Raw genomic sequence first — 22,597 nt, 5'->3', positions numbered from 1 at the left:
CAGGGCCGGCCCGAACTCAGCTCGCCGCGACGAACCCCACCTCGAGCAGCAGGTTGGCGTGCGACCGCTGGTCACCCGTGGCGATGACGAGCCCGGTCTCCGGCGCCCGGACCGCGTCGTAGAACGCGAACCGGTCGAGCGTCCCGAGCGGCACGTCCGGCCCGAGGACCCGGCGGTACCCGTCGTGCGCCGCCACCGGGGCGTCCGGGGGTGGTGTCATCACGGTGGCCGCCTCGAACGGGACCGCGTCGAGGAGCGTCGTGAGGACCTCGTCGACGTCGAGCAGCCCCGGACGCCAGTTGAGGTGCACGAGTTCCGCGCGCGGGTGCATCGCGGTGGCGAGCGGGTAGTTCCCGTCCGCGATGAGCACCCTCGAGCCGTGGCCGAGCGACGCCAGCGCGCTCAGGGTCGGGCGGTGCGTCAGGGTGTAGCGCAGCATCATGCCTCCGTGGGGCCGGTGATCGGTGGGCCGACCCGTGCGACGGACCCGCCGGCGACGAGTCGTGGGGCGACCAGGACGTCGACGGGACCGGCCGCGACCGACGCGCCCGGCACCCGCCGCTCGTCCAGCCGCTCCCGGATCCGTTCGGCCGCCCGCACCGCGATCTCGTGCGTCGGCTGCTCGATGACCGTGAGCTTCGGCACGGTCACCTGCGCGAGCTCACGGCCGTCGAAGCCGAGCACCGACAGGTCGCGCCCGAGGGTCAGCCCGGACTCGTTCACGGCGATCACCGCGCCGATCGTGAGTTCGTGGTTGGCGCAGAACACCGCGGTCGGGCGCTCGGGGAGGACGAGCAGCTGCTGCATCGCGGCCTGGCCGTTCGCGACCGTGAGCGGGCCGGCGAGCACGGCGTCGGGCGCGAGGTCGGCACCTGCCTGCCGAGCGACCTCGCGGAAGCCGTCCACCCGCCCGCGCATCGTCGAGACGGCCGGGTCGCCCCCGACGACGCCGAGCCGCCGGTGCCCGTGGTCCAGCAGGTGCCGCGCCGCGAGGGCTCCGGCGCGGTGGTTGTCGAGGAAGACCCCGTCGACGACGAGGTCGTCCGCGCGCCAGTCGATCTGCACGACCGGGACCTGCTCGGCCGCCCGGGACAGCGCCTCGACGTCGTGCGGCGACGGCACCGCGATGATCCCGTCGACCATCCGACTGCGCAGGAGGTCGACCGCGCCGGCCCCGGCATCGGGGCTCGACGAGACGATGACGCTCGTCCCGGACGGCCGGAGCGCGCTCTCGACGCCGGCGATGACCGTCAGGTGGAAGTCGTTGTCGAGCGCGGGGAGCAGCACCCCGATCGTGCCGGAGCGGCGCGACCGCAGGCTCCGCGCGAAGGCGTTCGGCCGGAACCCGAGGGCCGCCGCGGCGCGTTCGATCGCGCGGGCGTTCTCGTCGCGGACCGCACCGCCGTTGTAGAACTTCGAGATCGTCGCGAGCGAGAGCCCGGTCTCGCGCTGGAGGTCCTTGTACGTCGCCGTCACACGCGACCGCCCCGGATCGTGCCGTCCTCGTCCCAGAGGTCGTGCCAGCTCGACGCGCCCTCCCAGAGGAACACCTGGCCCTTGATGAGCCGTGCCCCGCGGTCGACGCCCGCCATGGCCACGAGTTCGTCCGCGGTGAGCGGGTCGGTGAGCGCGCCCTCGAGGTTGGCGCGGTACTGCTCGGGCTTGACCGCGAACGGGATCGGTACCTGCCCACGGGCGACGGCCCACTTGAGGCACACGACCGCGGGGTGGACGCCGTGGGCCTCGGCGATGCGGCGGACGGTGGGGTGCTCGACGTCCACCGGGTCGTCGTCGGTGCGGTCGCGCTCCGGCCGCGACGGGGAGCCGAGCGGGGAGTACCCCACCGGCTGGATGCCGTTCGCGACGCACAGGTCGAACAGCTCCGGCTGCTGGAACGTCGGGTGCAGCTCCATCTCGTTGAGCGACGGCAGCACCCGGGCGTCGCGCAGGAGCAGCCGGAGCTTCGGCACGGTCGTGTTCGACGTCCCGAGGTGCCGGACGACCCCTTCGTCGACGAGTCCCTCGAGCGCCCGCCAGAGCGCGAGGTAGGCGTCGTGGTCGTACGGGCGAGCCGTGGTGTCGCGGTCCTCCACCGAGGCGTGCGGCGCGTGGTGGTTCGGGAACGGCCAGTGCACGAAGACCGCGTCGAGGTGGTCGAGCCGCAGGTCGTCGAGCGAACGACGGACCGAGGCGACCGCGTCGTCGGGGTCGTGCGCGTCGTTCCAGACCTTCGACATCACGAACAGCTCGTCACGCGGGACGCCGCTCGCCACGATCGCCGCACCGACCGCCGGCTCGTTGCCGTAGACCGATGCGCAGTCGACCAGCCGGTAGCCGGCCTCGAGCCCGCCCCGGACCGCCGCCGCGACCTCGTCCGGGCCGTACCGGTCGGAGCCGAACGTCCCGAGACCGATCGGCGGGATCTGCGCTCCGGTGCGCAGCGCGCGGGTCATCGTGTCCACGTGGTCCTCTCCCCGTCGAGAACGGAACGTTTCGCTCCGTAAGTCGAGGGACACACTAGCGCGCCGACGGACGAACACGTAACGTTTCGTGCAGCTCGAGGAGGAGACATGACCGCACCGAACGACCTGCCCCGCATCGACCCGGATCGCCTGCCGGCACCCGTCGACGTGTCCGACAACTCCGAGGCACTCGCGCGCGTCGCCACCGTCGTCGCCGCGGGCCCGTACGACGCCACGTGGGAGTCGCTGCAGCGGTACGAGCCGCCGCGCTGGTACCAGGACGCGAAGTTCGGGATCTTCCTGCACTGGGGTGTCTACTCCGTGCCCGCGTTCCGGAACGAGTGGTACTCCCGCGACATGTACCGCGCGGGCACGCCCGAGTACGAACACCACGTCGCCACGTACGGCCCGCAGTCGGAGTTCGGCTACAAGGACTTCATCCCGTCCTTCACGATGGAGCACTTCGACCCGCAGGCGTGGGCGACGCTCTTCCGGCGCGCCGGAGCGCAGTTCGTGGTCCCGGTGGCCGAGCACCACGACGGCTTCGCGATGTACGACACCGAGCGGTCCCGTTGGAGCGCCGCCCGCATGGGCCCGGAGCGCGACGTGTTCGGCGACCTGCTCCAGGCCGTGGACGACGCCTTCATGGTCCGCGGTGCCTCCTCGCACCGGGCCGAGCACTGGTTCTTCATGAACGGCGGCACCCGGTTCGACTCCGACGTCCTCGACCCGCGCTTCATCGACTTCTACGGTCCCGCCCAGCGCGAGGAGACCGCGCCGAACGAGCGGCACCTCGAGGACTGGCTGCTCCGCACCGTCGAGGTCATCGACCGCTACCGGCCCCAGGTGCTCTGGTTCGACTGGTGGATCGAGCAGCCCGCCTTCGAGCCCTGGCTCCGGACCCTCGCCGCGTACTACTACAACCGGGCGGCCGAGTGGGGTCGCGAGGTCGTCATCAACTACAAGTGGAACGCCTTCGCCGAGGGCTCCGCGGTGTACGACATCGAGCGCGGTGCCATGGGCGGGACCCCGTCGTTCGTCTGGCAGAACGACACGTCGGTGTCGAAGACCGCCTGGTGCTTCGTCGAGGGGCACGACTACAAGTCGACGGCCGACCTCGTCGCCGAGCTCGTCGACGTCGTCGCGAAGAACGGTGTCCTCCTGCTCAACGTCGGGCCGAAGGCGGACGGCACGATCGCCGAGCCCGAACAGCGGTTGCTCGAGGAGATCGGCCGCTGGCTCGTCGTCAACGGGCAGGCCGTGTACGGCACCCGACCGTGGGTGATCCCCGGAGAGGGCCCGACCCACGTCCAGGCGGGATCGTTCGTCGACGGCGACGCACCGGACTACACGCCCGCCGACGTCCGCTTCACCCGACGCGTCGACGCCACGGGGGAGTACGTGCACGCCGTCCTCCTCGCACACCCCGAGGACGGCACCGCGCGCATCCGCTCGTTCGGCAGCTCGGCGAACCTCCTCGGGCGTCCGATCCGCAGCGTCGAGGTGCTCGGCATCGAGGGCGAGGTCACGTGGACGCAGACCCCGGACGCCCTCGAGGTCGCCGTGCCCGGTCCGACGACGCCGCACTCCGGTCCGGTGGTGAAGGTCCGCCTGCAGACGGAGGACGTGCCGGAACGCACCGACCACCTCCACGGCTGAGCCGAGTCGGCGCCGCCGTGGACGCGACCACCCCTCGGACTGGAGGCACGGTGCGGGCCCGCCCCGTGCCTCCAGGCCGTCAGACTGGTGGCGTGGAACGCCGCGCACTGATCCTGGAGGCCGCCGCCCGCGAGTTCGAGCGTGTCGGCTACGCCGCCACGACCATCGCGGCGGTCGCCCGCGAGGCGGGCGTGTCCCAGGGCGCGCTGCACTTCCACTTCCCGTCGAAGGTGGCGCTCGCGCTGGGCGTGATCGACGAGCAGAACGTGCGCACCTTCGACGTCGTGAGCCACGTCGACAGCTCGCCCACGGAAGCGCTCGTCGCGGCGTCCCGGGGCATCGCGGGGATGCTGCTCACCGATCCGGTCGTCAGCGCCGGCATCCGTCTGTCCCTGGAGCGCGGCGAGTTCGGCGCGGCGACCGCCGCCTTCTACGAGCAGTGGATCGGCGGGATCAGCGACCTGTTCCGTCTCGCGATCGCCGCCGGTGAGCTCCGCACCGACCTCTCCGCCGAGCAGCTCGGTGCCACCGTCGTGCCGATGTTCACGGGCGTCCAGCTCGTGTCGGCCGTCCGGACCGGTCGGCAGGACCTGTTCCCGGCCGTGGCCGCGATGTGGCGGATCGTCCTCGACGCCATCGCCGACCCGCGGCACCGGGACCGGTTGCTCGACGTCGTCGCCGAGGCGTTCAGCGAGCAGCCCGTCGGTCGCTAGGCTCGCGACGTGGGAGAGACGGACGCGGGGGAGACGGCGGTGCTGCGCGCGGACGACCAGCGCGTCCCGACACTCCTCGAGGCCGGGTGGCGGATCACCGCGCGGTCGTGGGCGGCGCAGCTCGACGCGGACCGTGCCGACCGTCGCGTGCTCCGCCAGCTCGTCGAGCGGGTGGCGCCGGTCGTGGTGCAGGAGCTCCGCGCAGCCGACCTCCCCGCCGTCCTCGCGCTCGACGCCGCCACCGTCGACGACTACCCGGGGAGCGTGGCGACGCAGCACGAGGCGCTGACCGGGTCATCGGCCGCACTCTCCCGGACCCGGCGCGGGTTCGGCGCGTGGACGCCCTCGGGGGACCTCGTCGGCACCACGTACGTCGACGTCGACGGCGACACGGTCGAGACCGCGTTCACCGTCGTCGCTCGGGACCACCGCGGTCGGGGCATCGGCACCGCGCTCAAGGCGGCATCGGTCCTCGCGCTGCTCGACGAGCACGTCGTCCGCTTCCGGACCGGGGGCTCCGACGACAACCCGGCGATCATCGCCGCGGGCACCGCCGTCGGTTACCGGCGGGACGAGGAGTGGGTGACGCTCGAGCCCGGGCTGGTCAGGCGTCGTTGAGCTCGCGGGAGCGGAACCACCGCAGCAGCCAGGCCGAACTCGTGCGGTCGAAGTCCGGCGCGAAGTCCATGTCGCCCGTCAGGAACGGGCTGAACCCCTCCTGCTGCGCCACGTCGGCGTCCTCGAGCGCGCGGTACGCCATCGCCCACCCGTCGAACCGTCGGTGGTCCACGTCCTCGCGCACGAGTGACTGCACGTCCCCGTGGCGGGTGTCCCGCGAGATCGCCGCGAACCGGTCGTCCACGCTCCACGCCGGGCCCTCGAGCAGCTGCATGAACCGACCGCCCTTCGCGACGAGCAGTCCGGAGACCCCGAGCGCCGTGTTGCGGATGCGCGCCTCGCGGAGCAGCTCCTGCATGTCGGCGTCGTCGAAGGGCACGTTCGCGCGGCTCATGTAGAGGATGGAGACGAGCACCGTCCCATCCTGGTGCCTCACCGCGCCTCGCCCGTCCGTTGTCCGGATTGCGCAGTTCGGGTGGCGGAGGCGATGCACACCGTCACGACGAGCAACGCCGCGGGGACGAGCATCGCCGCCTGCAGCCCGAGGTGCTCGCCGAGGAACCCGAGGAGCGGTGGCCCCGCCAGGAACGCCACGTACCCGGCGGTCGCGACGACGGACACACGCCGGTCGCCGTCGGTGGGGTGGTCCCCGGCGGCCGAGATCGCCAGCGGGAACCCGAGTGCGATCCCGAGGCCCCACACCGCGGCACCGATCGCGGTAACCACGGGTGACCCGGCCGTCACGACGAGCAGCACCCCGACGGTGCCGACGGCCGCACAGCCCCGGACGACCGGTGCGCGCCCGAACCGTGCGACGAGCGGGGTCCCGGCCGAGCGGCCGACGAACATCGCGAGCGCGAAGCCGGTGAACACGAGGGATCCGACGACCTCCGGCGCGTCGTGGCCCGACGTCATGAGGAGCGGCAACCAGTCGCAGGCGGCACCCTCGGCGAAGGCCATCGCGAGCGTGACCACCCCGATCAGGAGCACCTGCACGGTGAGCACCGACCGGAGTCGGGGCGGCGGTGACGACGCGGTCCCGACGGGCTCGGTGCGCGCCACCGGGCGGAGGTTCGTCGCGGCGAAGGCCGCCAGACCCGCCATGACCACGGTCGCGACGACGAGGTGCGCGGTGACCGGTGTCCGGAGCGCCGTCAGGCCGATCCCCGCCGCACCACCGACGACCGTGCCGAGGCTGAAGCAGGCGTGCAGCACCGGGACGACCGGCCGGCCGAGCTGCCGCTCCACCGCGGCCGCCTCCACGTTCAGCCCGATCTCGGCGACGCCGGAGCCGAACCCGATGCAGAACAGCCCGGCCCAGACGCCCGCGGCGACGTGGGCGGGGGCGAGGAGTGCGACGAGCAACATGCCGAGCACCGGCAGCGCACCGCCGACGAGGACGAGGGGCCGTGTGCCGGTTCGGCGGACGAGGGCGCCGGCACCGAGGATGCCGATCATCGACCCGACCGACAGCCCGAGCAGGACGATGCCCATCGTCTCGATGCTCGCGCCGAGCTCGTCGCGGACGGCCGGCGTGCGGGTGATCCACGAGGCGATGCCGAACCCGGTCATCGTGGACGTGGCGAAGAGGGCTGCGCGGTGTCGGGCCCTCATCGCCCCATCAGACCGTGCGCGCGCGGCCGGGTCAAGCGCCGCGCCGCAGGACACCGAGTCGACGTGCTTCGTTGACCGCCGCCGTGCGCGACGACACCCCGAGCTTCGAGAACACGTGCACGAGGTGCGACTTCACGGTGGCGTCGGAGATGAACAGCCGCGCTGCGACGTCACCGTTGGACGCACCCTCGGCGACGAGCGCGAGGACCTCGATCTCCCGGGCCGACAGCGACACCTGCGGTGCCCGCATCCGTGCCATCAGCCGTCCGGCGATCGTGGGTGCGAGGGCGCTCTGTCCGGAGGCCGCTGCCCGGACGGCGGCGACGAGGTCCTCCGGTGGCGCGTCCTTCAGGAGGTAGCCGCTCGCTCCGGCCTCGACCGCGCCGAGGATGTCGCCGTCCGTGTCGTAGTTCGTGAGCACGAGGACGTACGGCGCGGCCTCGAGCGCCCGGATCCGGCGGGTGGCATCGGCCCCGGTGGTGCGCTCGCCGAACTGCAGGTCCATCAACACGAGTTCGGGCGCGTGCTCCGTGGCGAGCTCGACCGCCCGGTCCGGGGTGGCGGCCTCGGCGACGACGGTGATGTCGTCCTCGCCGTCGAGCAGCGCCCGGAGCCCGGCGCGAACGACGGGGTGGTCGTCGGCGATCACGACGTGGATCACGGGACCTCCAGGGTGGCAACGACGGTCGTGCCGGCGCCCGGTGCGGAGTCGACGTCCAGGCGGCCGCCGAACTGGGCGACGCGGTCCGCCATCGCGCGCAGGCCGAACGAGTCGGACGAGCCCGCGCGGTGGTCGGCCGCGACCACGTCGAAGCCGCGACCGTCGTCCATGACGGTGAGCCGTGCCTCCCGGCCGTCGACCGCGAGCACGAGCCGGACCGTCGCCGCCCCGGCGTGCTGCACCACGTTCGCGACCGCGCCCTGCGCGATGCGGAGCAGCGCGGTCTGCACGTCCATCGGGAAGGTCACGGTCGCCGGGGCGTCCACCGTGACCGTCAGCCCGTCGGACGACCACTGCGTCTCGGCCAGTCGGCCGAGCGCCGCTGGCAGACCCGCCTCGAGCGCCGGCGGTGCGAGCTCGCGGATGAACCGGCGGGTGTCCGCGAGGCCGTCCGCGGCGGTCTGCCGAGCGAGTCGGATGTGCTCCGTACCCGGACGCTCGCCGTCGGCCCGTTCCGCGGCGTGCAGCAGCATCTGGATGCTCGACAGGCCCTGCGCCACGGTGTCGTGGATCTCCCGCGCGAGCCGTGCCCGTTCGGCGAGGACGCCCTGCTCGCGTTCGGTCGCGGCGAGGCGGTCACGGGTGGCGAGCAGTTCGGCGACGAGCTGCTCGCGTTCCGACGCCTCGCGGGCGAGGGCACGGTACCCGAGCCCGATGAGGAGGGCGACGCCGGCACCGACGACCGGACCGACCACGCCGCCGACGGTGAAGCCGCCGTGGAGGCCGATCGCGACGATCGCGACGGCCGTGGCGACGAGGACGGCGACCGGCCCCACGATGCGGGGGAGGACGTGCAGGTACAGGAAGAACAGCGGGAAGACGAGGTAGGCGGCCTCCGGCACGAGGACGAGGAGCGCCGTCCACAGCACCGTCAGGGCGAGCAGCCACAGCGCTCCGGCACGCGACCGTCGCCCCTCGGCGACCCGGGCGACCCGAGCGCCGAGCAGGTACACCGCGCCGAACGCCGCCGCGAGCACGAGCGATGGCAGCGCCCACGGCCCCCCGACGACCGCGATCCGCACGACGACGAGCGCGAGCAGCGCGGCGGACAGCACGTGCAGGCCGGTGCGGAGACCGACGAAGACCGGGGTGAGCGTGCTGTGGGCCATGTCCCCGTCAGCGTACGGTCGTCGCCGCGCACGTGGATCAACCGAAAGTCGGAGCGCAGGACCCTCTCGACCGCCGATGCCGGTCGCCGCCCTGGTCGCGAGGCTGGACAGCGTGGTCGTGGAGGGTCCGTGGCCGCAGGAAGGACCACCGTGTTCGTCGCCTGGCGCGATCTCCGGTTCGCCCGTGGACGCTTCGTGCTCATCGGCTCCGTCGTGGCACTCATCACGCTGCTCGTCGGGTTCCTCGCCGGACTGACCGGCGGCCTCGCGGCGCAGAACGTCTCCGCCGTGCTCGCCCTGCCGGGCGACCGGATCGTCCTCCAGCAACCGTCCGACGGGCAGCCGACGTTCGCGGACTCGCGGATCGGCCGGGAGGCACTGGCCGGCTGGCGAGCGTCGGCCGGCGTCGACGAGGTGGTGCCGGTGGGCATCGTCCAGGGCCGGGCCGTGCGCGCCGCAGGGTCCGCCGTCGGCGCGACCGCGGACGGCGCCGCCGTCGGCGTCGCGCTCTTCGGCCTGCCGGCGTCCGCGGACCGTGACGGTGTCGCAGCGCTCGCACCCCGCTCGGTCGACGAGGTCGGCCTCTCCGCCGGGGCCGCGCACGACCTCGGTGTCCGTGCCGGCGACCGCGTCACGATCGCCGGGACGACGTTCCGGGTCGCGACGGTCGGCGGCGACGCCTGGTACAGCCACACGCCGGTCGTCGCGATGACCCCCGGAGCGTGGTCCACGGCCGACCAGCGCCTCGGCGGGGACGGCGACCCGACCGTGCTCGCCGTCAGCGGTGACCCCGACTGGGCGACCGTCGCGGAGCGCACCCACACCTCGGCCGCGACACCGCTGGCCTCGCTGACCGCGCTCGAGACGTTCAAGTCCGAGGTCGGGTCCCTCGGACTCATGATCGCGATGCTGTTCGGGGTCTCCGCACTCGTCGTGGGCGCGTTCTTCACGGTGTGGACGATGCAGCGCTCCGGCGACGTCGCCGTGCTCAAGGCCCTCGGCGCGAGCACGCCGTCGCTCGTCCGCGATGCCCTCGGGCAGGCGCTCGTGGTGCTCGTCGTCGGCATCGGGGTCGGTACCGCTGCCGTCGTCGGGCTCGGGACGCTCGCCGGGGGGACCCTGCCCTTCCTCCTCAGTCCACTCACCACGCTCGTCCCCGGGGTGGTGATGGCCCTCCTCGGTCTCGCGGGCGCGGCCGTCGCCCTCCGGACCGTCACCGCAGCCGACCCCCTCACCGCACTCGGGAGCAACCGATGATCACCCTCGACGACGTCACCCTGACCTTCCCCGACGGCGACCGCCGCGTCATCGCCGTCGACCACGTGTCGCTCACCGCGGCGCCGGGCGTGGTCACCGGCATCACCGGGCCCTCCGGCTCCGGGAAGTCCTCGCTCCTCGCCGTCGCCGCGACGCTCATCCGGCCGGACTCCGGCAGGGTGCTGATCGGCGGGCCGGACGGTGCGCCGGTCGACGCCGCCCGTCTGTCCCGCCGCGAGGCCGCCGCGCTCCGACGGGAGCGGATCGGCATCGTGTTCCAGCAGTCGAACCTCCTGCCGTCGCTGACCGCAGGAGAGCAGCTGCTCGTGATGGGACACCTCGGCGGGGCGCGTGACGGGGGTCGAGCCGACCGAGCCGGTCGCGGCGGTGGTCGTCACCGGGTCGACCGTGCCCGCGTCGCGGAACTGCTCGACGCCGTCGGGCTGTCACAGCACGCGGACAAGCGCCCCGCGCAGCTGTCCGGCGGGCAACGGCAGCGCGTCGCGATCGCCCGAGCGCTCGTGCACGATCCCGACGTCCTGCTCGTGGACGAACCGACGAGTGCCCTCGACCAGGAGCGTGGTGGCGCGGTGATGGATCTCCTCGCCCGGCTCACGCACGAGCGCGGAACGGCGACGCTCCTCGTCACGCACGACCTCGTGCACCGCGGCGCGCTCGACCGGCTGGTGACGGTCGTCGACGGGCGGCTCGTCCCGGAGACCGCCGGCGCCGCACTGCACGCGGCCTAGGATCGGGGCATGGCGACCGTCCTCCTCGTCCGGCACGGACGCACCACCGCGAACGCGACCGGCCTGCTCGCCGGACGCACGGCCGGGGTCCGGCTCGACGAGGTCGGACGGCGCCAGGCCCAGCGCACCGCGGAGCGCATCGCCGCGGTCCCGATCGCCGCCCTCGTCACGAGCCCCCTCGAGCGCTGCCGTCAGACGGCCCGCGCGATCGCCGACGCCGAGCGCGCCACGCACGGCCACGTGCCCGAGACCACCGTCGAACGAGCGATCACCGAGGCCGACTACGGCGAGTGGCAGGGGCGGAAGCTCGCCGACCTCGCGAAGGAACCCCTGTGGCGCACCGTCCAGTCGAACCCGAGCGCGGTCGTGTTCCCCGGCGGGGAGTCCATGCCGACGATGCAGTCCCGCGCGGTCACGGCCGTCCGGCGCCTCGACGCCGAGGTCGAGCGGCAGCACGGGCCCGGCGCGGTCTGGGTCGCGGTGAGCCACGGTGACATCGTGAAGTCCGTGCTCGCCGACGCCTTCGGCATGCACCTCGACCTCTTCCAGCGGATCGCGGTCGGGCCCGCCTCGGTGTCGATCGTCCGCTACGGGGAGCACCGGCCCGAGGTCGTCGCGACGAACACCGAGTCGGGCGACCTGGCGTGGCTCGCGGCGGCCCCTGCCCCGAGCGGCGACGCGGCCGTCGGCGGGGGAGCGGGACACGGTTCCGCGGCCGATGCGTCGGACCGGGATCCGGGGACCGCCGCTCCCTGAACGAGCGGAGCACGACGCTCCTACAATCCAGGTATGCCCACCATCGTCCACGGCTTCGACTGGCCGGACCGCATCGTCGTCGGCACGATCGGACGCCCCGGTGAGCGTGCGTTCTACCTGCAGGCGCGGGACGGCAAGCGCGTCACGAGCGTCGCCCTCGAGAAGGAGCAGTCGGCGGTCCTCGCCGAGAAGGTCGACGAGCTCCTGGACGAGGTCGCGACGGTCGACGACAACCGCTTCAGCGTCCCGGACACCGCGCCGAAGGAGCTCTTCGACGGGGACCCGCTCGACCAGCCCGTCGAGCCGGAGTTCCGCGCTGGTGCCCTGAGCCTCGGTTTCGACCCCGCCACGGCACAGGTCGTCATCGAGGCCTACCCGATCGGCGACGAGGTCGAGATCGTCGCCGAGGAGACCGGCGAGGACGGCGAGGTCGAGGCGGTCGTCGAGATCCCCGAGCCCGCGGAGCTGTTCCAGGTGAAGATCCCGGTCGGCACCGCCCGCGCCTTCGTCGAGCGCACCCGCGAGGTCGTCGCCGCCGGACGCCCACCCGGGGTGGCATGAGCGAGGTCACGATCCGCGCCCGGATCCGCGAGGCGTCCAACGCGACCTTCCTCGCCGACCTCGACGGCGAGGCCGTCGTCTACAAGCCGATCGAGGGCGAGCGCCCCCTGTGGGACTTCCCGGACGGGACGCTCGCCGGCCGGGAGGTCGCGGCGTACCTCGTCTCGGAGGCGTTCGGCTGGGGCGTCGTCCCGCCGACCTGGCTCGGCGACGGGCCGTTCGGCCCCGGCATGCTCCAGCGCTGGCAGGACGTCGACCCGGAGCAGGACGCGGTCGACATCGTCGCGCCGGACGTCGCCGAGGCGCCGGGGTCCCCGTGGCTGCCCGTCCTCGAGGCGATCGACGAGCACGAGCAGCCCGTGACGCTCGTGCACGAGGACTCCGAGCAGCTCCGACGCATGGCGGTGTTCGACGTCGTCGTGAACAACGCCGACCGCAAGGGCGGGCACGTGCTCGCGATGCCGGACGGCCACCGGTACGGCGTCGACCACGGCCTGACCTTCCACGTCGAGCACAAGCTCCGCACGGTGCTGTGGGGCTGGATCGGCGAACCCCTGACCCCCGACGAACTCGAGGGCATCGACCGGGTCTCCGGCGCGTTGAGCGGCGACCTCGGTCGTGCGCTGCGGGAACACCTCACGGGGCAGGAGGTCGACACGATCGCGGCGCGGTGCGCGGCGCTCCGCGCCGTCGGGATCTTCCCGCCGCCGCCCGGCCACGGCTCGGCCGTGCCCTGGCCACTGTTCTGAGCCGATCCCGCCCGACCGGGCCGGCCTGGCTCGATCGTGCCGTCGCGCTCCGACGCAGCGTGAGCGGGTGACGGCCTGGAGGCCCGTGGCGGCGCCGTCACGGGCCTCCAGGCCGTCAGGTGGGCGGGCTCAGAACGACCAGTCGTCGCGGCCGTACCCGCCGAAGAGGCCGCCGCCGAAGGCGCTGCCGCCGTACGCGCCACCGCCGCGTCGCGAACCGAGGTAGGAACCGACCACGGCGACGCCGAGGTCGTCGTTCTCCGGCGCCACGACCGTGCCGTCCACCCGTTTCGCCATCGCGTCGATGAACCGGGCGAGCCCCGGGTCGTCGCCGAGCCGGAAGAAGGTGGTCTGGGCGCCGAGCCGTCCGGCGTTCTCGAGCTCGCGGACGGAGAGCGCGACCGTGATCGGGTCGGGCGGGTAGTTGAACCAGACCTGCCCGTTCGGCTCCAGGTGCGACGTGGGCTCGCCGTCGGTGACGACCAGCAGCACCGGCTGTGCGGTCGGGTGCTTCCGGAAGTGCCGGTTCGCGAGGAGCAGCGCGTGGTGCAGGTTCGTGCCCTTGTCCCACATCGCGTCGAGTCCGACGAGCTGTTCGATGTCCATCACCTCGGCCTCGCGGCCGAACGCGATCAGCTGCAGGTCGTCGCCGCGGAACCGGGTGGACACGAGGGTGTGCAGGGCGAGGGCGGTGCGCTTCATCGGCACCCAGCGGTCCTCCATCGCCATCGAGAACGAGGTGTCGACGAGCAGCGCCACGCAGGCCTGCGTCCGGGCCTCGGTCTCCTGCACCTCGACGTCGTCGATCTGCAGCCGCACGCCGGGACCGGAGCGTCCGGCCGCCGCGGTGCGCACGAGGGCGTTCGTGATCGAGCGCGTGACGTCCCACGGCTCGGTGTCGCCGTACTCCCACGGGCGGGTGGCCCCGGACGGCTCACCGGACGCGCCGGAGCGGCGGAGGTCGCGCGCGCCCTGACGGCCGGACATCCGCTCGGCGACGTCCTTGAGGAGGCTCTTCCCGAGCTGCCGCATCGCCTTCGGGGTGAGTTGCAGCTGCCCGTCCGAACCCCGTCGGACGGTGCCCGAGTTGCGGAGGGCCTTCTCGAGCTGCTGCAGCGTCCGGGCGTCGACGGCCGCCTCGTCGCCGAGCTGCCGCGAGAGCGCGTCGAGGTCGAGGTCGTCGAGGTCCGAGCCGGGCCCGGTCTGCGCGAGCTGCTCGGCGAGTGCGTCGAGATCGGCGATGTCCTGGAAGACCCCGGTGCCGTCGCCGAGCCCGAGCCCCTGGTCGCCGTCCATCCGCTCGGACCCGCCCCAGTCCTCACCGGGGCGGAGAGCGCGGAGGTTGCCGTCGAGCTGGCCCAGCTGCCCCATGAGGTCGGGGGAGCCGAAGGCCTGCTGGGCCAGTGCGTCGAGCTCGTCCCGCTGCTCCTGGGTCATCGAGTTGCGCATCCGCTGGGCGGCCGCGGCACGGGCGGCGAGGTCGTCGAGGAGCTCGTCGACGTCCTTCGGGTTCGACGGGAAGTGCTGTCCGTGCTTCGCCATGAAGTCGTCGAACTGCTCCTGCGTGTCCGTCCCGGCGCGGTGCGACTCCAGCAGTTCGTTGAGGTCGCGCATCATCTCCGAGACGGCGGCGCGGTCCTCGTCGGTGGCGTTCTCGAGCGCCTGCTTCATCCCCGCGAAGCGCTGGTCGAGGACCTCGCGGCCGAGGAGGTCCTTGATCTCCTCGTACTTCTGGCGGGCGGTCGGGCTCGTCCAGTCGTACCCGCCGAGCTCCTGCACGGCTGCGGCGGGCGACGGCGGGAGGCTGTCGAGCTGCATCTCGGCGAGGGCGCGGTCGCCGTCGTCGATGTCGACGTTGCGGGCCAGTTCGCCGCGTTCGGCGAGCACGGCCTCGTCGAGGAGCTGCTTCACCTGCTGCAGCGTGCCGTCGAGGTTGTTCCGGCTCGTGAGGTCACGGCGCCGTTCGGCCACGCGACGCATGAGGTCGTCGAGGCCCCGCTGTGTCCGACCGCCGCGGCGCAGGAACTCCCGCAGCGCACGCTCGGGCGAGGTGCCGCCCATGACGTCCTCGCCGATGGCGTCGAGCGCCTCGGACAGGTCGACCGGTGGGGCGAGCGGGTCCGGGCCGCCCTCGTACCTCCCGTAGCGGGCGTCCCGGGTGAGGCGGCGGTTCTGGCGGCTAGCCATAGACGGCCTCGCCCCCTCCCGACTCCTTGCTGATCTTCCTGGCGAGGAAGAGCCCCTCGAGCGCGAGCTCGATCGCACCGGCCCGTTCCCCGTCGTCGTTCGCCCCGAGCCGCTCGCACACCTGGTCGTACACGTCGGACTCCCCGAAGGACGGCAGCCCCTCGAGGAAGTCGCGCGCGCTGACCTGCTCGCCGGTCGTGACCATCGTGCCGCCGTCGAGGGCCTCGACCAGGACGCCGAAGTCGATGCCGCGGAAGCGCTCGCGGACCGTCTCGGCCGTGGCGGTGCGGAGCAGGTGTTCGAGGACCTCGTCGGCGCGGTCTTCTTCACCGTTCTCGAACTCGATCTTGCCGCCGAGGACGTCGACGGCGGTCTCGAGGTCGATCGGGCGGGCGACCGGGTGCTCCTCGCCCTGGCGCGCCGCTCGGTGCACGGCAGCCGCGGAGACCGTCTCGGCCCCGGCGATCGCGAACCGGGCGCTGACACCGCTGCGCTGGTCGACCGCGCTCGACTGCCGGAGTGCCCGGGTGAACCTCGCGAGGATCTCGATGAGCGCGTCGGGCAAGTCGGCCGTGATCGCGGCCTCCTGCTTGATGACGGCGATCTCGTCCGCGAGCTCGATCGGGTAGTGCGTGCGGATCTCGGCGCCGAAGCGGTCCTTCAGCGGGGTGATGATCCGGCCGCGGTTCGTGTAGTCCTCGGGGTTGGCGCTCGCCACGACGAGCACGTCGAGCGGCAGTCGCAGGACGTAGCCGCGGATCTGGACGTCGCGCTCCTCCATCACGTTGAGCATCGCGACCTGGATGCGCTCGGCGAGGTCGGGCAGCTCGTTGATCGCGACGATGCCGCGGTGTCCGCGCGGGACCAGGCCGAAGTGGATCGTCTCGGGGTCGCCGAGGCTGCGACCCTCCGCCACCTTCATGGGGTCGACGTCGCCGATGAGGTCGGCCACGCTCGTGTCCGGCGTCGCGAGCTTCTCGACGTAGCGGTCGTCGCGGTGCCGCCACTCGATCGGCAGTGCGTCGCCGAGGTCGGCTGCGCGCTGGATGCTGGCGGTCGTGATCGGTTCGAAGGGGTGCTCCCCGAGCTCGGAGCCGGCGATCACCGGCGTCCACTCGTCGAGCAGCCCCTGCAGGGTGCGGAGGAGCCGGGTCTTGCCCTGGCCGCGCTCGCCGAGCAGGACGACGTCGTGCCCGGCGATCAGGGCGCGTTCGAGCTGCGGGATCACGGTGGTCTCGAAGCCGTGCAGGCCGGGCCACGGGTCGCGGCCCTCTCGGAGGGCCTGGAGGAGGTTGTCGCGGATCTCGGCGCGGACCGACTTCTGGACGTGACCAGAAGCGCGGAGCTCGCCGACCGTACGGATGTCAGGTCGGGTCACGTCGCCGACGTTACGCCGCGCCTCCGACACGCAACACGCGTCACGTGGTGACCGGGGACGGCCTGGAGGCGCGGAGCGGCGCCACCACGCGCCTCCAGGCCGCTTGTGGGTTGTCATCGCACTTGCGATGATTGTGACTTCGGCGCCGGAGCCGGGTTCGAGTAGGGGGATCCGGCTCCGCGCCGGTCCTGCTGGACGCGTCGTCGCCGACCTGCGAACCACCTGCGCGTTCCCGGCGTAGGTTCTCCATCCGTGAGCAGCACAGTCAAGAGTCTTGTACCGGCCCGGATGGACCGGCTGCCGTGGACGCGGTTCCACTGGAGCGTCGTCGTGGGTCTCGGGGTCTCCTGGGTCCTCGACGGTCTGGAGATCCAGATCGTCTCGAACGCGGGCTTCCAGGCTGATCTCGGTCTGTCGACCCAGCAGGTGACCCTCCTGGGGACGATCTACCTGTTCGGACAGGTGATCGGGGCGCTGGTGTTCGGCCGGCTGTCCGACAAGCTCGGCCGGCGGAAGCTCTTCATCCTGACGCTGGCGATCTACCTCGTCGGGTCGGGCATCGCCGGTCTCGCGCAGGACTTCTGGTTCCTGGCGGTGTTCCGCTTCGTCGCGGGTCTCGGCATCGGCGGCGAGTACGCGGCGATCAACTCGGCCATCGACGAGCTGATCCCGTCGAAGTACCGCGGGCACGTCGACATCGCCATCAACGGCACGTACTGGGGCGGAGCGGCGCTCGGAGCGTTCGCGAACATCTACCTGCTCGACACCGCGCACTTCGCCGAGAACATCGGTTGGCGCATCGGCTTCTTCCTCGGCCCGGTGCTCGGCATCGCCATCATCTTCCTCCGGCGGCACATCCCGGAGAGTCCCCGCTGGATGATGACCCACGGCAAGGAGGAGGAGGCCGAACGGACGGTCTCGGAGATCGAGGCGTCCGTCGAACGCTCCACCGGGCAGAAGCTGCCGGACGTCGACCCCTCGAAGGCCCTGACGGTGACGCCGCTCGACAACGTCCGGTTCAGCACCATCGTGAAGGTGCTGTTCCGGCAGTACCCGAAGCGGACGCTCGTCGGCGCGACGATGATGATCACGCAGGCGTTCCTCTACAACGCGATCTTCTTCACGTACGCGCTCGTCCTGACGAACTTCTTCGGGCTGAAGACCGCGCAGACGTCGGTGTACTTCTTCCCGTTCGCGGTCGGGAACCTGCTCGGCCCGCTCATCCTCGGTCGGTTCTTCGACACCTGGGGTCGGCGGCAGATGATCTTCCTGACGTACCTCGTGTCCGGTCTCGTGCTGGCGACCTCGGCGTTCCTGTTCCGCGCCGACGCGATCAGCGCCGGCGTCCAGGTCGCCTTCTGGTGCGTCTCCTTCTTCTTCGCCTCGGCCGGGGCGTCGAGCGCCTACCTGACGGTTTCGGAGATCTTCCCGCTCGAACTGCGGTCCCAGGCGATCTCGTACTTCTTCGCCCTCGCACAGATCTTCGGCGCGATCGCACCCGCGATCTACGGTGCGTTCATCGGGGACGGGACCTCGCGCGAACCGCTCTTCTGGGGCTACCTACTCGGTTCTGCGGTGATGATCGCCGGCGGTGTCATCGCGCTGATCTTCGGCGTGGACTCGGCCCGGAAGGGGCTCGAGGACATCACGCAGCCACTGTCCGTCCTCACCGGGCAGGAGGAACCCGCGAAGCGCTAGTGGAATTCTGGATGCAGAGTGTTCAGCGTTCAGACGGTGCCCGTGCCACGCTCCTCGGCATGGCACTCCTCCACAACACGACCGATGCGCTGACGATCCACGACGGCCGCCGTCCCGACCAGGACGGTGGCCGTCGTGCGTGACCCTGGCGGTGTGGAACGCAGACCAGACCGCCGTCGCATCCGGAAGCCCGACGAGCTCGCCGTCCGCCGCAGTCTGCTGCGCGACGCCGCGTTCACGATCCTGCTCGAGAACGTGTTGCTCGGCGTCTACCGCCGTGGTGAGCGGCTGCGACTCGAGCAGATCGCGGACGACCTGCAGGTCTCGCGGACACCCGTGCGTGAGGCGCTCACCCCGCTCGAATCGCTCCGCCTGGTGTCGGTGCAGCGGTACGTGGGTGTCGTCATCGCGAACTGGACCGTCGGGGAGATGTGCGAACGACTGCGGATCGCGCGGTCCATGCTCGTCGAACCCCTCGGCGGGAGCGTGGGCGTCTCCGACCGGTTCGACCGTCGACTCATCGCGGAGTGCCGGACCGAGGCCGGGTGCTTCGTCGAACTCGGGGCGTGGGTGCTCCGGCGATCGGGGGCTTCCGTGAGCGCGGACTGGCTGGAGTCGCAGTTCGCGGTGCTCGACGTCTTCTTCACGGACGACGTCTGCCTGGCGAACGGCATCGACGCCGCTGTGGACCGCCGGTACCGCGTGGAGCTGCTCGAGCGGGCTCGGTCGGCGGCGGAGCGTGATGCCGTCACGGCGTGCACGGAGGCGCTGGTCGAGCTCGCGGACGCGCTGATCGGGATGCCCGAGCGGTTCGGGGTGGCGCTGTCGGCGTGAACCTGCTGCCGGCCGAGGACCGCGGGCGACCTGAACGGGGACGCGGCGCTGGGCCGCGCCCCCGTCGAGTCGCTCCCTCCGGCGGACGCATCGCTATCGGGCGCGCGGATCCAGAAGCCGGGGGAGCGACGTCGGGTGCTGTGTCGCGACTGCGGAGCGGAACTCCGGAACGTGATCGCCGCGTCTCGATGATGCTATGCACCGGGGTACGTCGCGACAACCCCTCGGTGTCCCCACTTCGGGGGACCGACTGTCGCTCGCGGCGCGCGCGGCCGTCGTGGTCCGGGTCGAGAGCGGGCTCGTCCTCCTGTATGGTGGGGGCAGCGCTCGTGAGGGCGCTTGGAGACGTCGCATAGTCAGGCCGAGTGCACCACCCTGCTAAGGTGGAGTCCCCTTTGAGGGGACCGAGGGTTCAAATCCCTCCGTCTCCGCACTCGAGGAGAGCCCCGGTCCGTCGGACCGGGGCTCTCGTCGTTCCCGGGGTTGCCGCCGTGCGCTGCCGCCGCCGTGCGTCGTCGCTTTGCATCGCGAAAGCGACATCGAACCACCGCCGCACGTCGGTTCGATGTCGCTTTCGCGGTTCGACGCCGGGCGCCTGACCCTCGCCGCCCGCCCCGTCGCTACGCGGTCGCGACCGAGCCGGTCCCGCTCGTCGCGGCCGTTGCGCGCCGGTGCCGACGAGCAGCCGCGGCCGCGATCAGGGTGAGCGCCACGGACACGACCGTGATGCCCGCGCCGGCCCAGATCGGCGACGTGTAGCCCAACCCGGCAGCGATCGTCAGACCGCCGATCCATGCCCCGAGCGCGTTCCCGAGGTTGAACGCCGCGATGTTCGCACCGCTCGCCAGGGTCGGCGCGTGATCCGCGTGCTGCATCACCCGCGTCTGCAGTGCCGGCACCGTGGCGAACCCGAACGCCCCCATGAGCACGAGGGCGACCACGGTCAGCGCCGGCGAGGTCGCGACGAGGGCGAACAGCGCGAGCACGACCGTCAGTGCGGACAGGACGACGAGGAGCGTGCCGTCGATCGACCGTGCGGCGAGCTTGCCGCCGACGAAGTTCCCGACGAACAGCCCGACGCCGAACACCACGAGCAGCCAGGGGGCGGTGGAGGACGCGAAGCCGCTGACCGAGGTGAGCGTGTACGCGATGTAGGTGAACGCGCCGAACATCCCGCCGTAGCCGAGGACCGTGATCCCGAGCGACAGCCAGACCTGGCCGGAGCGGAAGGCGCCCAGCTCCCGGACGAGCGACGGCTGCTCGGCCTGCCGGACGGCCGGCACGAGGACGAGGACCCCGACGAGCGCGACGACCCCGATGCCGGCGATCGCCCAGAACGTGGCCCGCCAGCCGAGTGCCAGCCCGAGGAAGGTCCCGAACGGAACGCCGAGGACGTTCGACGCGGTGAGGCCGGTGAACATGAGGGCGACGGCGGACGCGCGGCGCTCCCGGGCGACCATGTTCGACGCGACGACGGAGCCGATGCCGAAGAACGCGCCGTGGCAGAGCGCAGCGACCACCCGACCGACCATCATCACGCCGTACGTCGGCGCGGCCGCGGACAGCGTGTTCCCGATGACGAAGAGCACGAGCAACCCGAGGAGCACCTGCTTGCGGGGGAGTCGCGTGGTGGCGGCGGTGAGGCCGAGCGCCCCGATGATCACGGCGAGGGCGTACCCGGTGACGAGCCATCCGGCGGTGGTCTCGGTCACGCCGTAGTCGGCGGCGACCTCGGGCAGCAGCCCGGTGATGACGAACTCGGTGAGTCCGATCCCGAACCCGCCGAGGGCGAGGGCGATGAGTCCCGCGGGCATGGTGGTCCTTCCGTTGTGCAGCAAGCGTGACCCGCGTACGCTGGTTGTTGCAGACGCGGGGTATCGATAGTTGCACACGCTGGGTATCCGCGCAAGCAAACACGTGTGCCCGGAGGTCCCGATGAGTGTCGACGACACGTCCACCGCTGTCCGCGCGCACGGCTGGCGGACCCTCGCCGCCCTGCATGGCCTCATCGAGACGCGGCTCGAGCGAGCACTCCGGGCCGTCGACCTGTCCGTCGTCGAGTACACGGTGCTCGATGCTCTCCGGCGACAGGACGGCTTCCACATGCGGATGCAGCAGCTCGCCCGCGCGGCCGCCCTGAGCCCGAGCGCCACGACGCGGCTCGTCAACCGGCTCGAGGACCGGGCGTTGCTCACCCGCGTGCTCTGCGCCGACGACCGTCGCGGCCTGTACACGGAGCTCACCCACGCCGGCCAGGTGCTCCTGGACGCGGCGACGCCCCTCCACGCCGCGGCGCTCGAGGAGGCGCTCGCCGAAGCGCGCGAGGTCCCGGAACTCGAGGAACTCGCGGCGTCGGTCGATCGCCTCGAGGGCGTGCGCGCCTGACGATCGCAGGTGGGAGACCCGGCCGGGAGGCACGGGTCGACCCCGCCCCGCGGGCTACGGTGATCGCATGGTGCGTCGAGGAATCACCGTGGCCGCGGTCCTGCTGGCCGGCGTCCTGCTCGCGGGCTGCTCGTCCGATCCGAGCGTCGCCGCCGGTCGGCTCGCCGTCGAGGGCTACGTCGAACCCGGGTCGGGGGCGGCGGGCCGCGTGACGGCCGCTGCGGACCGGGCGAGCACGATCGGGATCGACGGCGTGACCCTGGCGGATGACGGCGCGACCCTGCTGGACCCGCCCGACGGCACCGCTGCGCTCGCTCGGACGGCCACCCGGGCGGGTTCGTCGCCCGAGCTCCTGGTGAGCAACTTCTCGTCCGACCTCGGCGACTTCTCCCCGCAGATCGGGACTGCCCTGTTGTCCCGCGCAGCGCACCGCTCGGCCGTCGCCGCCGAGCTCGCCCGGCGTGCGCACGACCTCGGCGTGCGGGGCGTGCAGATCGACCTCGAGTCACTCCGTGCGCGCGACCGAGCGGGCCTCGTCGCGTTCGCGGGCGAGCTGTCCGACGCCGTGCACGACCGCCTCGGCCGGAGCGCACGGGTCTCGATCGCGGTCATGGCCTCGACGGACGCCGACGGCTACCGCGACACCGGCTACGACCTGCGCCGTCTCGTGCAGCACGTGGACCGGGTCGTGCTCATGACCTACGACCAGCACGGGCCCTGGAGTGGCCCCGGCGCGATCGGGTCGCTGCCCTGGACGGAGCGGGTCGTCCGAGCAGCCGAGGCCGAGGGGGTCCCGCGGAGCCGGATCGACCTCGGGATCGCTGGCTACGGCTACGTGTGGGGCGGCGAGCACGACGGTGAGCAGGTGACGCCTGCCCGGGCTGCGGAGCTCGCCGGGAAGGCGGCGACCTGGTCGGCCCGCGACGGCGAGTGGTCTGCGGTGCTTCGTGACGGCGTCCGTGTGCACTGGTCGGACGCGCGGTCCTACCGCGCCCGCGTGGCCCTCGCGACGACGCTGCGCCTGCACGGCGTCGCACTTTGGTCCCTGAACCTGGAGGCGCTGCCGCGCACCTGACGCGGCGCGAGTGGCCGTCGCACAACCGAAGACCGACGGCACCGCGCACAACCGTGGTGCCGGACGACTTCG

Annotated in this window: 23 protein-coding genes and 1 tRNA gene; 14 read left to right on the top strand and 10 right to left on the bottom strand. The window is 72.4% G+C overall.

The window, feature by feature from the left end; all coding sequences use genetic code 11:
* Nucleotides 1-16: 16 nt before the first annotated feature.
* The 3 genes from ACRQ4C_RS13865 to ACRQ4C_RS13855 are packed head-to-tail and all read right to left on the bottom strand — an operon-like array spanning nt 17 to nt 2,453.
* Complete coding sequence (locus ACRQ4C_RS13865; RefSeq protein WP_439689060.1) at nt 17-439, bottom strand: RbsD/FucU domain-containing protein; 423 nt, start codon at nt 437-439, stop codon at nt 17-19.
* A complete protein-coding gene (locus ACRQ4C_RS13860; RefSeq protein WP_439689059.1) occupies nt 439-1,476 on the bottom strand; it encodes a LacI family DNA-binding transcriptional regulator in 1,038 nt (345 codons plus the stop codon). The genes ACRQ4C_RS13865 and ACRQ4C_RS13860 overlap by 1 nt, the downstream gene beginning before the upstream one ends.
* Nucleotides 1,473-2,453 (bottom strand): aldo/keto reductase, encoded by a 981-nt coding sequence (locus ACRQ4C_RS13855; protein WP_439690912.1) that lies wholly within the window; start codon nt 2,451-2,453, stop codon nt 1,473-1,475. The genes ACRQ4C_RS13860 and ACRQ4C_RS13855 overlap by 4 nt, the downstream gene beginning before the upstream one ends.
* Before the next feature lie 117 nt (nt 2,454-2,570).
* On the opposite strand from ACRQ4C_RS13855, the gene ACRQ4C_RS13850 reads away from it, so the two are divergent.
* From ACRQ4C_RS13850 to ACRQ4C_RS13840, 3 genes are all read left to right on the top strand, one after another.
* The gene (locus ACRQ4C_RS13850; protein ID WP_439689058.1) at nt 2,571-4,121 is read left to right on the top strand and encodes an alpha-L-fucosidase; all 1,551 of its coding nucleotides are present in this window, start codon (nt 2,571-2,573) and stop codon (nt 4,119-4,121) included.
* A 92-nt stretch (nt 4,122-4,213) separates the two neighbouring features.
* Nucleotides 4,214-4,834: a ScbR family autoregulator-binding transcription factor gene (locus ACRQ4C_RS13845; RefSeq protein WP_439689057.1), complete on the top strand. Its 621-nt coding sequence runs from the start codon at nt 4,214-4,216 to the stop codon at nt 4,832-4,834.
* Between the two features lie 9 nt (nt 4,835-4,843).
* A complete protein-coding gene (locus ACRQ4C_RS13840; protein ID WP_439689056.1) occupies nt 4,844-5,452 on the top strand; it encodes a GNAT family N-acetyltransferase in 609 nt (202 codons plus the stop codon).
* Here the strand turns inward: ACRQ4C_RS13840 and ACRQ4C_RS13835 are convergent.
* From ACRQ4C_RS13835 to ACRQ4C_RS13820, 4 genes are read right to left on the bottom strand one after another with little or no spacing between them, the layout of a single operon-like run.
* Nucleotides 5,439-5,867 carry a BLUF domain-containing protein gene (locus ACRQ4C_RS13835; protein WP_439689055.1) on the bottom strand — a complete coding sequence of 143 codons (429 nt, stop codon included), beginning with the start codon at nt 5,865-5,867 and terminating at the stop codon, nt 5,439-5,441. The two genes, ACRQ4C_RS13840 and ACRQ4C_RS13835, sit on opposite strands and share 14 nt — an antisense overlap.
* Nucleotides 5,868-5,884: 17 nt before the next feature.
* A complete protein-coding gene (locus ACRQ4C_RS13830; protein ID WP_439689054.1) occupies nt 5,885-7,066 on the bottom strand; it encodes an MFS transporter in 1,182 nt (393 codons plus the stop codon).
* A 31-nt stretch (nt 7,067-7,097) separates the two neighbouring features.
* Nucleotides 7,098-7,727 (bottom strand): response regulator, encoded by a 630-nt coding sequence (locus ACRQ4C_RS13825; protein ID WP_400412709.1) that lies wholly within the window; start codon nt 7,725-7,727, stop codon nt 7,098-7,100.
* Complete coding sequence (locus ACRQ4C_RS13820; protein ID WP_439689053.1) at nt 7,724-8,896, bottom strand: sensor histidine kinase; 1,173 nt, start codon at nt 8,894-8,896, stop codon at nt 7,724-7,726. The genes ACRQ4C_RS13825 and ACRQ4C_RS13820 overlap by 4 nt, the downstream gene beginning before the upstream one ends.
* A gap of 150 nt (nt 8,897-9,046) precedes the next feature.
* Here ACRQ4C_RS13820 and ACRQ4C_RS13815 point away from each other — a divergent pair, with 150 nt between their 5' ends.
* From ACRQ4C_RS13815 to ACRQ4C_RS13795, 5 genes are read left to right on the top strand one after another with little or no spacing between them, the layout of a single operon-like run.
* Complete coding sequence (locus ACRQ4C_RS13815) at nt 9,047-10,153, top strand: ABC transporter permease (protein ID WP_439690911.1); 1,107 nt, start codon at nt 9,047-9,049, stop codon at nt 10,151-10,153.
* Entirely contained in the window at nt 10,150-10,902 is a 753-nt protein-coding gene (locus ACRQ4C_RS13810; protein ID WP_439689052.1) for an ABC transporter ATP-binding protein, read from the top strand. Before ACRQ4C_RS13815 ends, ACRQ4C_RS13810 begins: the two co-directional genes overlap by 4 nt.
* A gap of 9 nt (nt 10,903-10,911) precedes the next feature.
* On the top strand, nt 10,912-11,658 hold the full coding sequence (locus ACRQ4C_RS13805) for a histidine phosphatase family protein (protein WP_439689051.1): 747 nt from the start codon (nt 10,912-10,914) through the stop codon (nt 11,656-11,658).
* Between the two features lie 33 nt (nt 11,659-11,691).
* The gene (locus ACRQ4C_RS13800) at nt 11,692-12,219 is read left to right on the top strand and encodes a DUF3090 domain-containing protein (protein WP_439689050.1); all 528 of its coding nucleotides are present in this window, start codon (nt 11,692-11,694) and stop codon (nt 12,217-12,219) included.
* Nucleotides 12,216-12,968, top strand: a complete 753-nt coding sequence (locus tag ACRQ4C_RS13795) for an SCO1664 family protein (RefSeq protein ID WP_400412715.1) — start codon at nt 12,216-12,218, stop codon at nt 12,966-12,968. The genes ACRQ4C_RS13800 and ACRQ4C_RS13795 overlap by 4 nt, the downstream gene beginning before the upstream one ends.
* 129 nt (nt 12,969-13,097) lie before the next feature.
* Here the strand turns inward: ACRQ4C_RS13795 and ACRQ4C_RS13790 are convergent, their stop codons facing one another.
* Together ACRQ4C_RS13790 and ACRQ4C_RS13785 are read right to left on the bottom strand one after the other, a co-directional pair.
* Nucleotides 13,098-15,155, bottom strand: a complete 2,058-nt coding sequence (locus ACRQ4C_RS13790) for a vWA domain-containing protein (protein WP_439689049.1) — start codon at nt 15,153-15,155, stop codon at nt 13,098-13,100.
* The gene (locus ACRQ4C_RS13785; RefSeq protein WP_439689048.1) at nt 15,148-16,533 is read right to left on the bottom strand and encodes a magnesium chelatase; all 1,386 of its coding nucleotides are present in this window, start codon (nt 16,531-16,533) and stop codon (nt 15,148-15,150) included. The genes ACRQ4C_RS13790 and ACRQ4C_RS13785 overlap by 8 nt, the downstream gene beginning before the upstream one ends.
* 288 nt (nt 16,534-16,821) lie before the next feature.
* On the opposite strand from ACRQ4C_RS13785, the gene ACRQ4C_RS13780 reads away from it, so the two are divergent.
* From ACRQ4C_RS13780 to ACRQ4C_RS13765, 4 genes are all read left to right on the top strand, one after another.
* Entirely contained in the window at nt 16,822-18,231 is a 1,410-nt protein-coding gene (locus ACRQ4C_RS13780) for an MFS transporter (RefSeq protein ID WP_290134115.1), read from the top strand.
* A gap of 11 nt (nt 18,232-18,242) precedes the next feature.
* On the top strand, nt 18,243-18,374 hold the full coding sequence (locus ACRQ4C_RS13775; RefSeq protein ID WP_439689047.1) for a hypothetical protein: 132 nt from the start codon (nt 18,243-18,245) through the stop codon (nt 18,372-18,374).
* Between the two features lie 10 nt (nt 18,375-18,384).
* Entirely contained in the window at nt 18,385-19,065 is a 681-nt protein-coding gene (locus ACRQ4C_RS13770; RefSeq protein WP_290134116.1) for a GntR family transcriptional regulator, read from the top strand.
* Between the two features lie 341 nt (nt 19,066-19,406).
* Nucleotides 19,407-19,496: transfer RNA gene (locus ACRQ4C_RS13765), tRNA-Ser, on the top strand.
* Between the two features lie 189 nt (nt 19,497-19,685).
* Here the strand turns inward: ACRQ4C_RS13765 and ACRQ4C_RS13760 are convergent.
* The gene (locus ACRQ4C_RS13760) at nt 19,686-20,879 is read right to left on the bottom strand and encodes an MFS transporter (RefSeq protein WP_439689046.1); all 1,194 of its coding nucleotides are present in this window, start codon (nt 20,877-20,879) and stop codon (nt 19,686-19,688) included.
* A gap of 121 nt (nt 20,880-21,000) precedes the next feature.
* On the opposite strand from ACRQ4C_RS13760, the gene ACRQ4C_RS13755 reads away from it, so the two are divergent.
* Nucleotides 21,001-21,450: a MarR family winged helix-turn-helix transcriptional regulator gene (locus ACRQ4C_RS13755; RefSeq protein WP_290134119.1), complete on the top strand. Its 450-nt coding sequence runs from the start codon at nt 21,001-21,003 to the stop codon at nt 21,448-21,450.
* A 67-nt stretch (nt 21,451-21,517) separates the two neighbouring features.
* Nucleotides 21,518-22,525, top strand: coding sequence for a glycosyl hydrolase family 18 protein (locus ACRQ4C_RS13750; protein ID WP_439689045.1), 1,008 nt, complete (start codon nt 21,518-21,520; stop codon nt 22,523-22,525).
* Nucleotides 22,526-22,597: the final 72 nt, after the last annotated feature.

The sequence above is a fragment of the Curtobacterium sp. SP.BCp genome (genome assembly GCF_051903255.1).
Taxonomy (GTDB): domain Bacteria; phylum Actinomycetota; class Actinomycetes; order Actinomycetales; family Microbacteriaceae; genus Curtobacterium.
This window is presented reverse-complemented; position numbering and strand designations above follow the sequence as displayed.

Coding starts and splice junctions, on each gene's coding strand:
- ACRQ4C_RS13865 (WP_439689060.1), bottom strand. CDS start 439: ATGCTGCGCTACACCCTGACGCACCGCCCGACCCTGAGCGCGCTGGCG.
- ACRQ4C_RS13855 (WP_439690912.1), bottom strand. CDS start 2,453: ATGACCCGCGCGCTGCGCACCGGAGCGCAGATCCCGCCGATCGGTCTC.
- ACRQ4C_RS13850 (WP_439689058.1), top strand. CDS start 2,571: ATGACCGCACCGAACGACCTGCCCCGCATCGACCCGGATCGCCTGCCG.
- ACRQ4C_RS13830 (WP_439689054.1), bottom strand. CDS start 7,066: ATGAGGGCCCGACACCGCGCAGCCCTCTTCGCCACGTCCACGATGACC.
- ACRQ4C_RS13820 (WP_439689053.1), bottom strand. CDS start 8,896: ATGGCCCACAGCACGCTCACCCCGGTCTTCGTCGGTCTCCGCACCGGC.
- ACRQ4C_RS13810 (WP_439689052.1), top strand. CDS start 10,150: ATGATCACCCTCGACGACGTCACCCTGACCTTCCCCGACGGCGACCGC.
- ACRQ4C_RS13805 (WP_439689051.1), top strand. CDS start 10,912: ATGGCGACCGTCCTCCTCGTCCGGCACGGACGCACCACCGCGAACGCG.
- ACRQ4C_RS13800 (WP_439689050.1), top strand. CDS start 11,692: ATGCCCACCATCGTCCACGGCTTCGACTGGCCGGACCGCATCGTCGTC.
- ACRQ4C_RS13795 (WP_400412715.1), top strand. CDS start 12,216: ATGAGCGAGGTCACGATCCGCGCCCGGATCCGCGAGGCGTCCAACGCG.
- ACRQ4C_RS13790 (WP_439689049.1), bottom strand. CDS start 15,155: ATGGCTAGCCGCCAGAACCGCCGCCTCACCCGGGACGCCCGCTACGGG.
- ACRQ4C_RS13780 (WP_290134115.1), top strand. CDS start 16,822: ATGGACCGGCTGCCGTGGACGCGGTTCCACTGGAGCGTCGTCGTGGGT.
- ACRQ4C_RS13775 (WP_439689047.1), top strand. CDS start 18,243: ATGCAGAGTGTTCAGCGTTCAGACGGTGCCCGTGCCACGCTCCTCGGC.
- ACRQ4C_RS13760 (WP_439689046.1), bottom strand. CDS start 20,879: ATGCCCGCGGGACTCATCGCCCTCGCCCTCGGCGGGTTCGGGATCGGA.
- ACRQ4C_RS13755 (WP_290134119.1), top strand. CDS start 21,001: ATGAGTGTCGACGACACGTCCACCGCTGTCCGCGCGCACGGCTGGCGG.
- ACRQ4C_RS13750 (WP_439689045.1), top strand. CDS start 21,518: ATGGTGCGTCGAGGAATCACCGTGGCCGCGGTCCTGCTGGCCGGCGTC.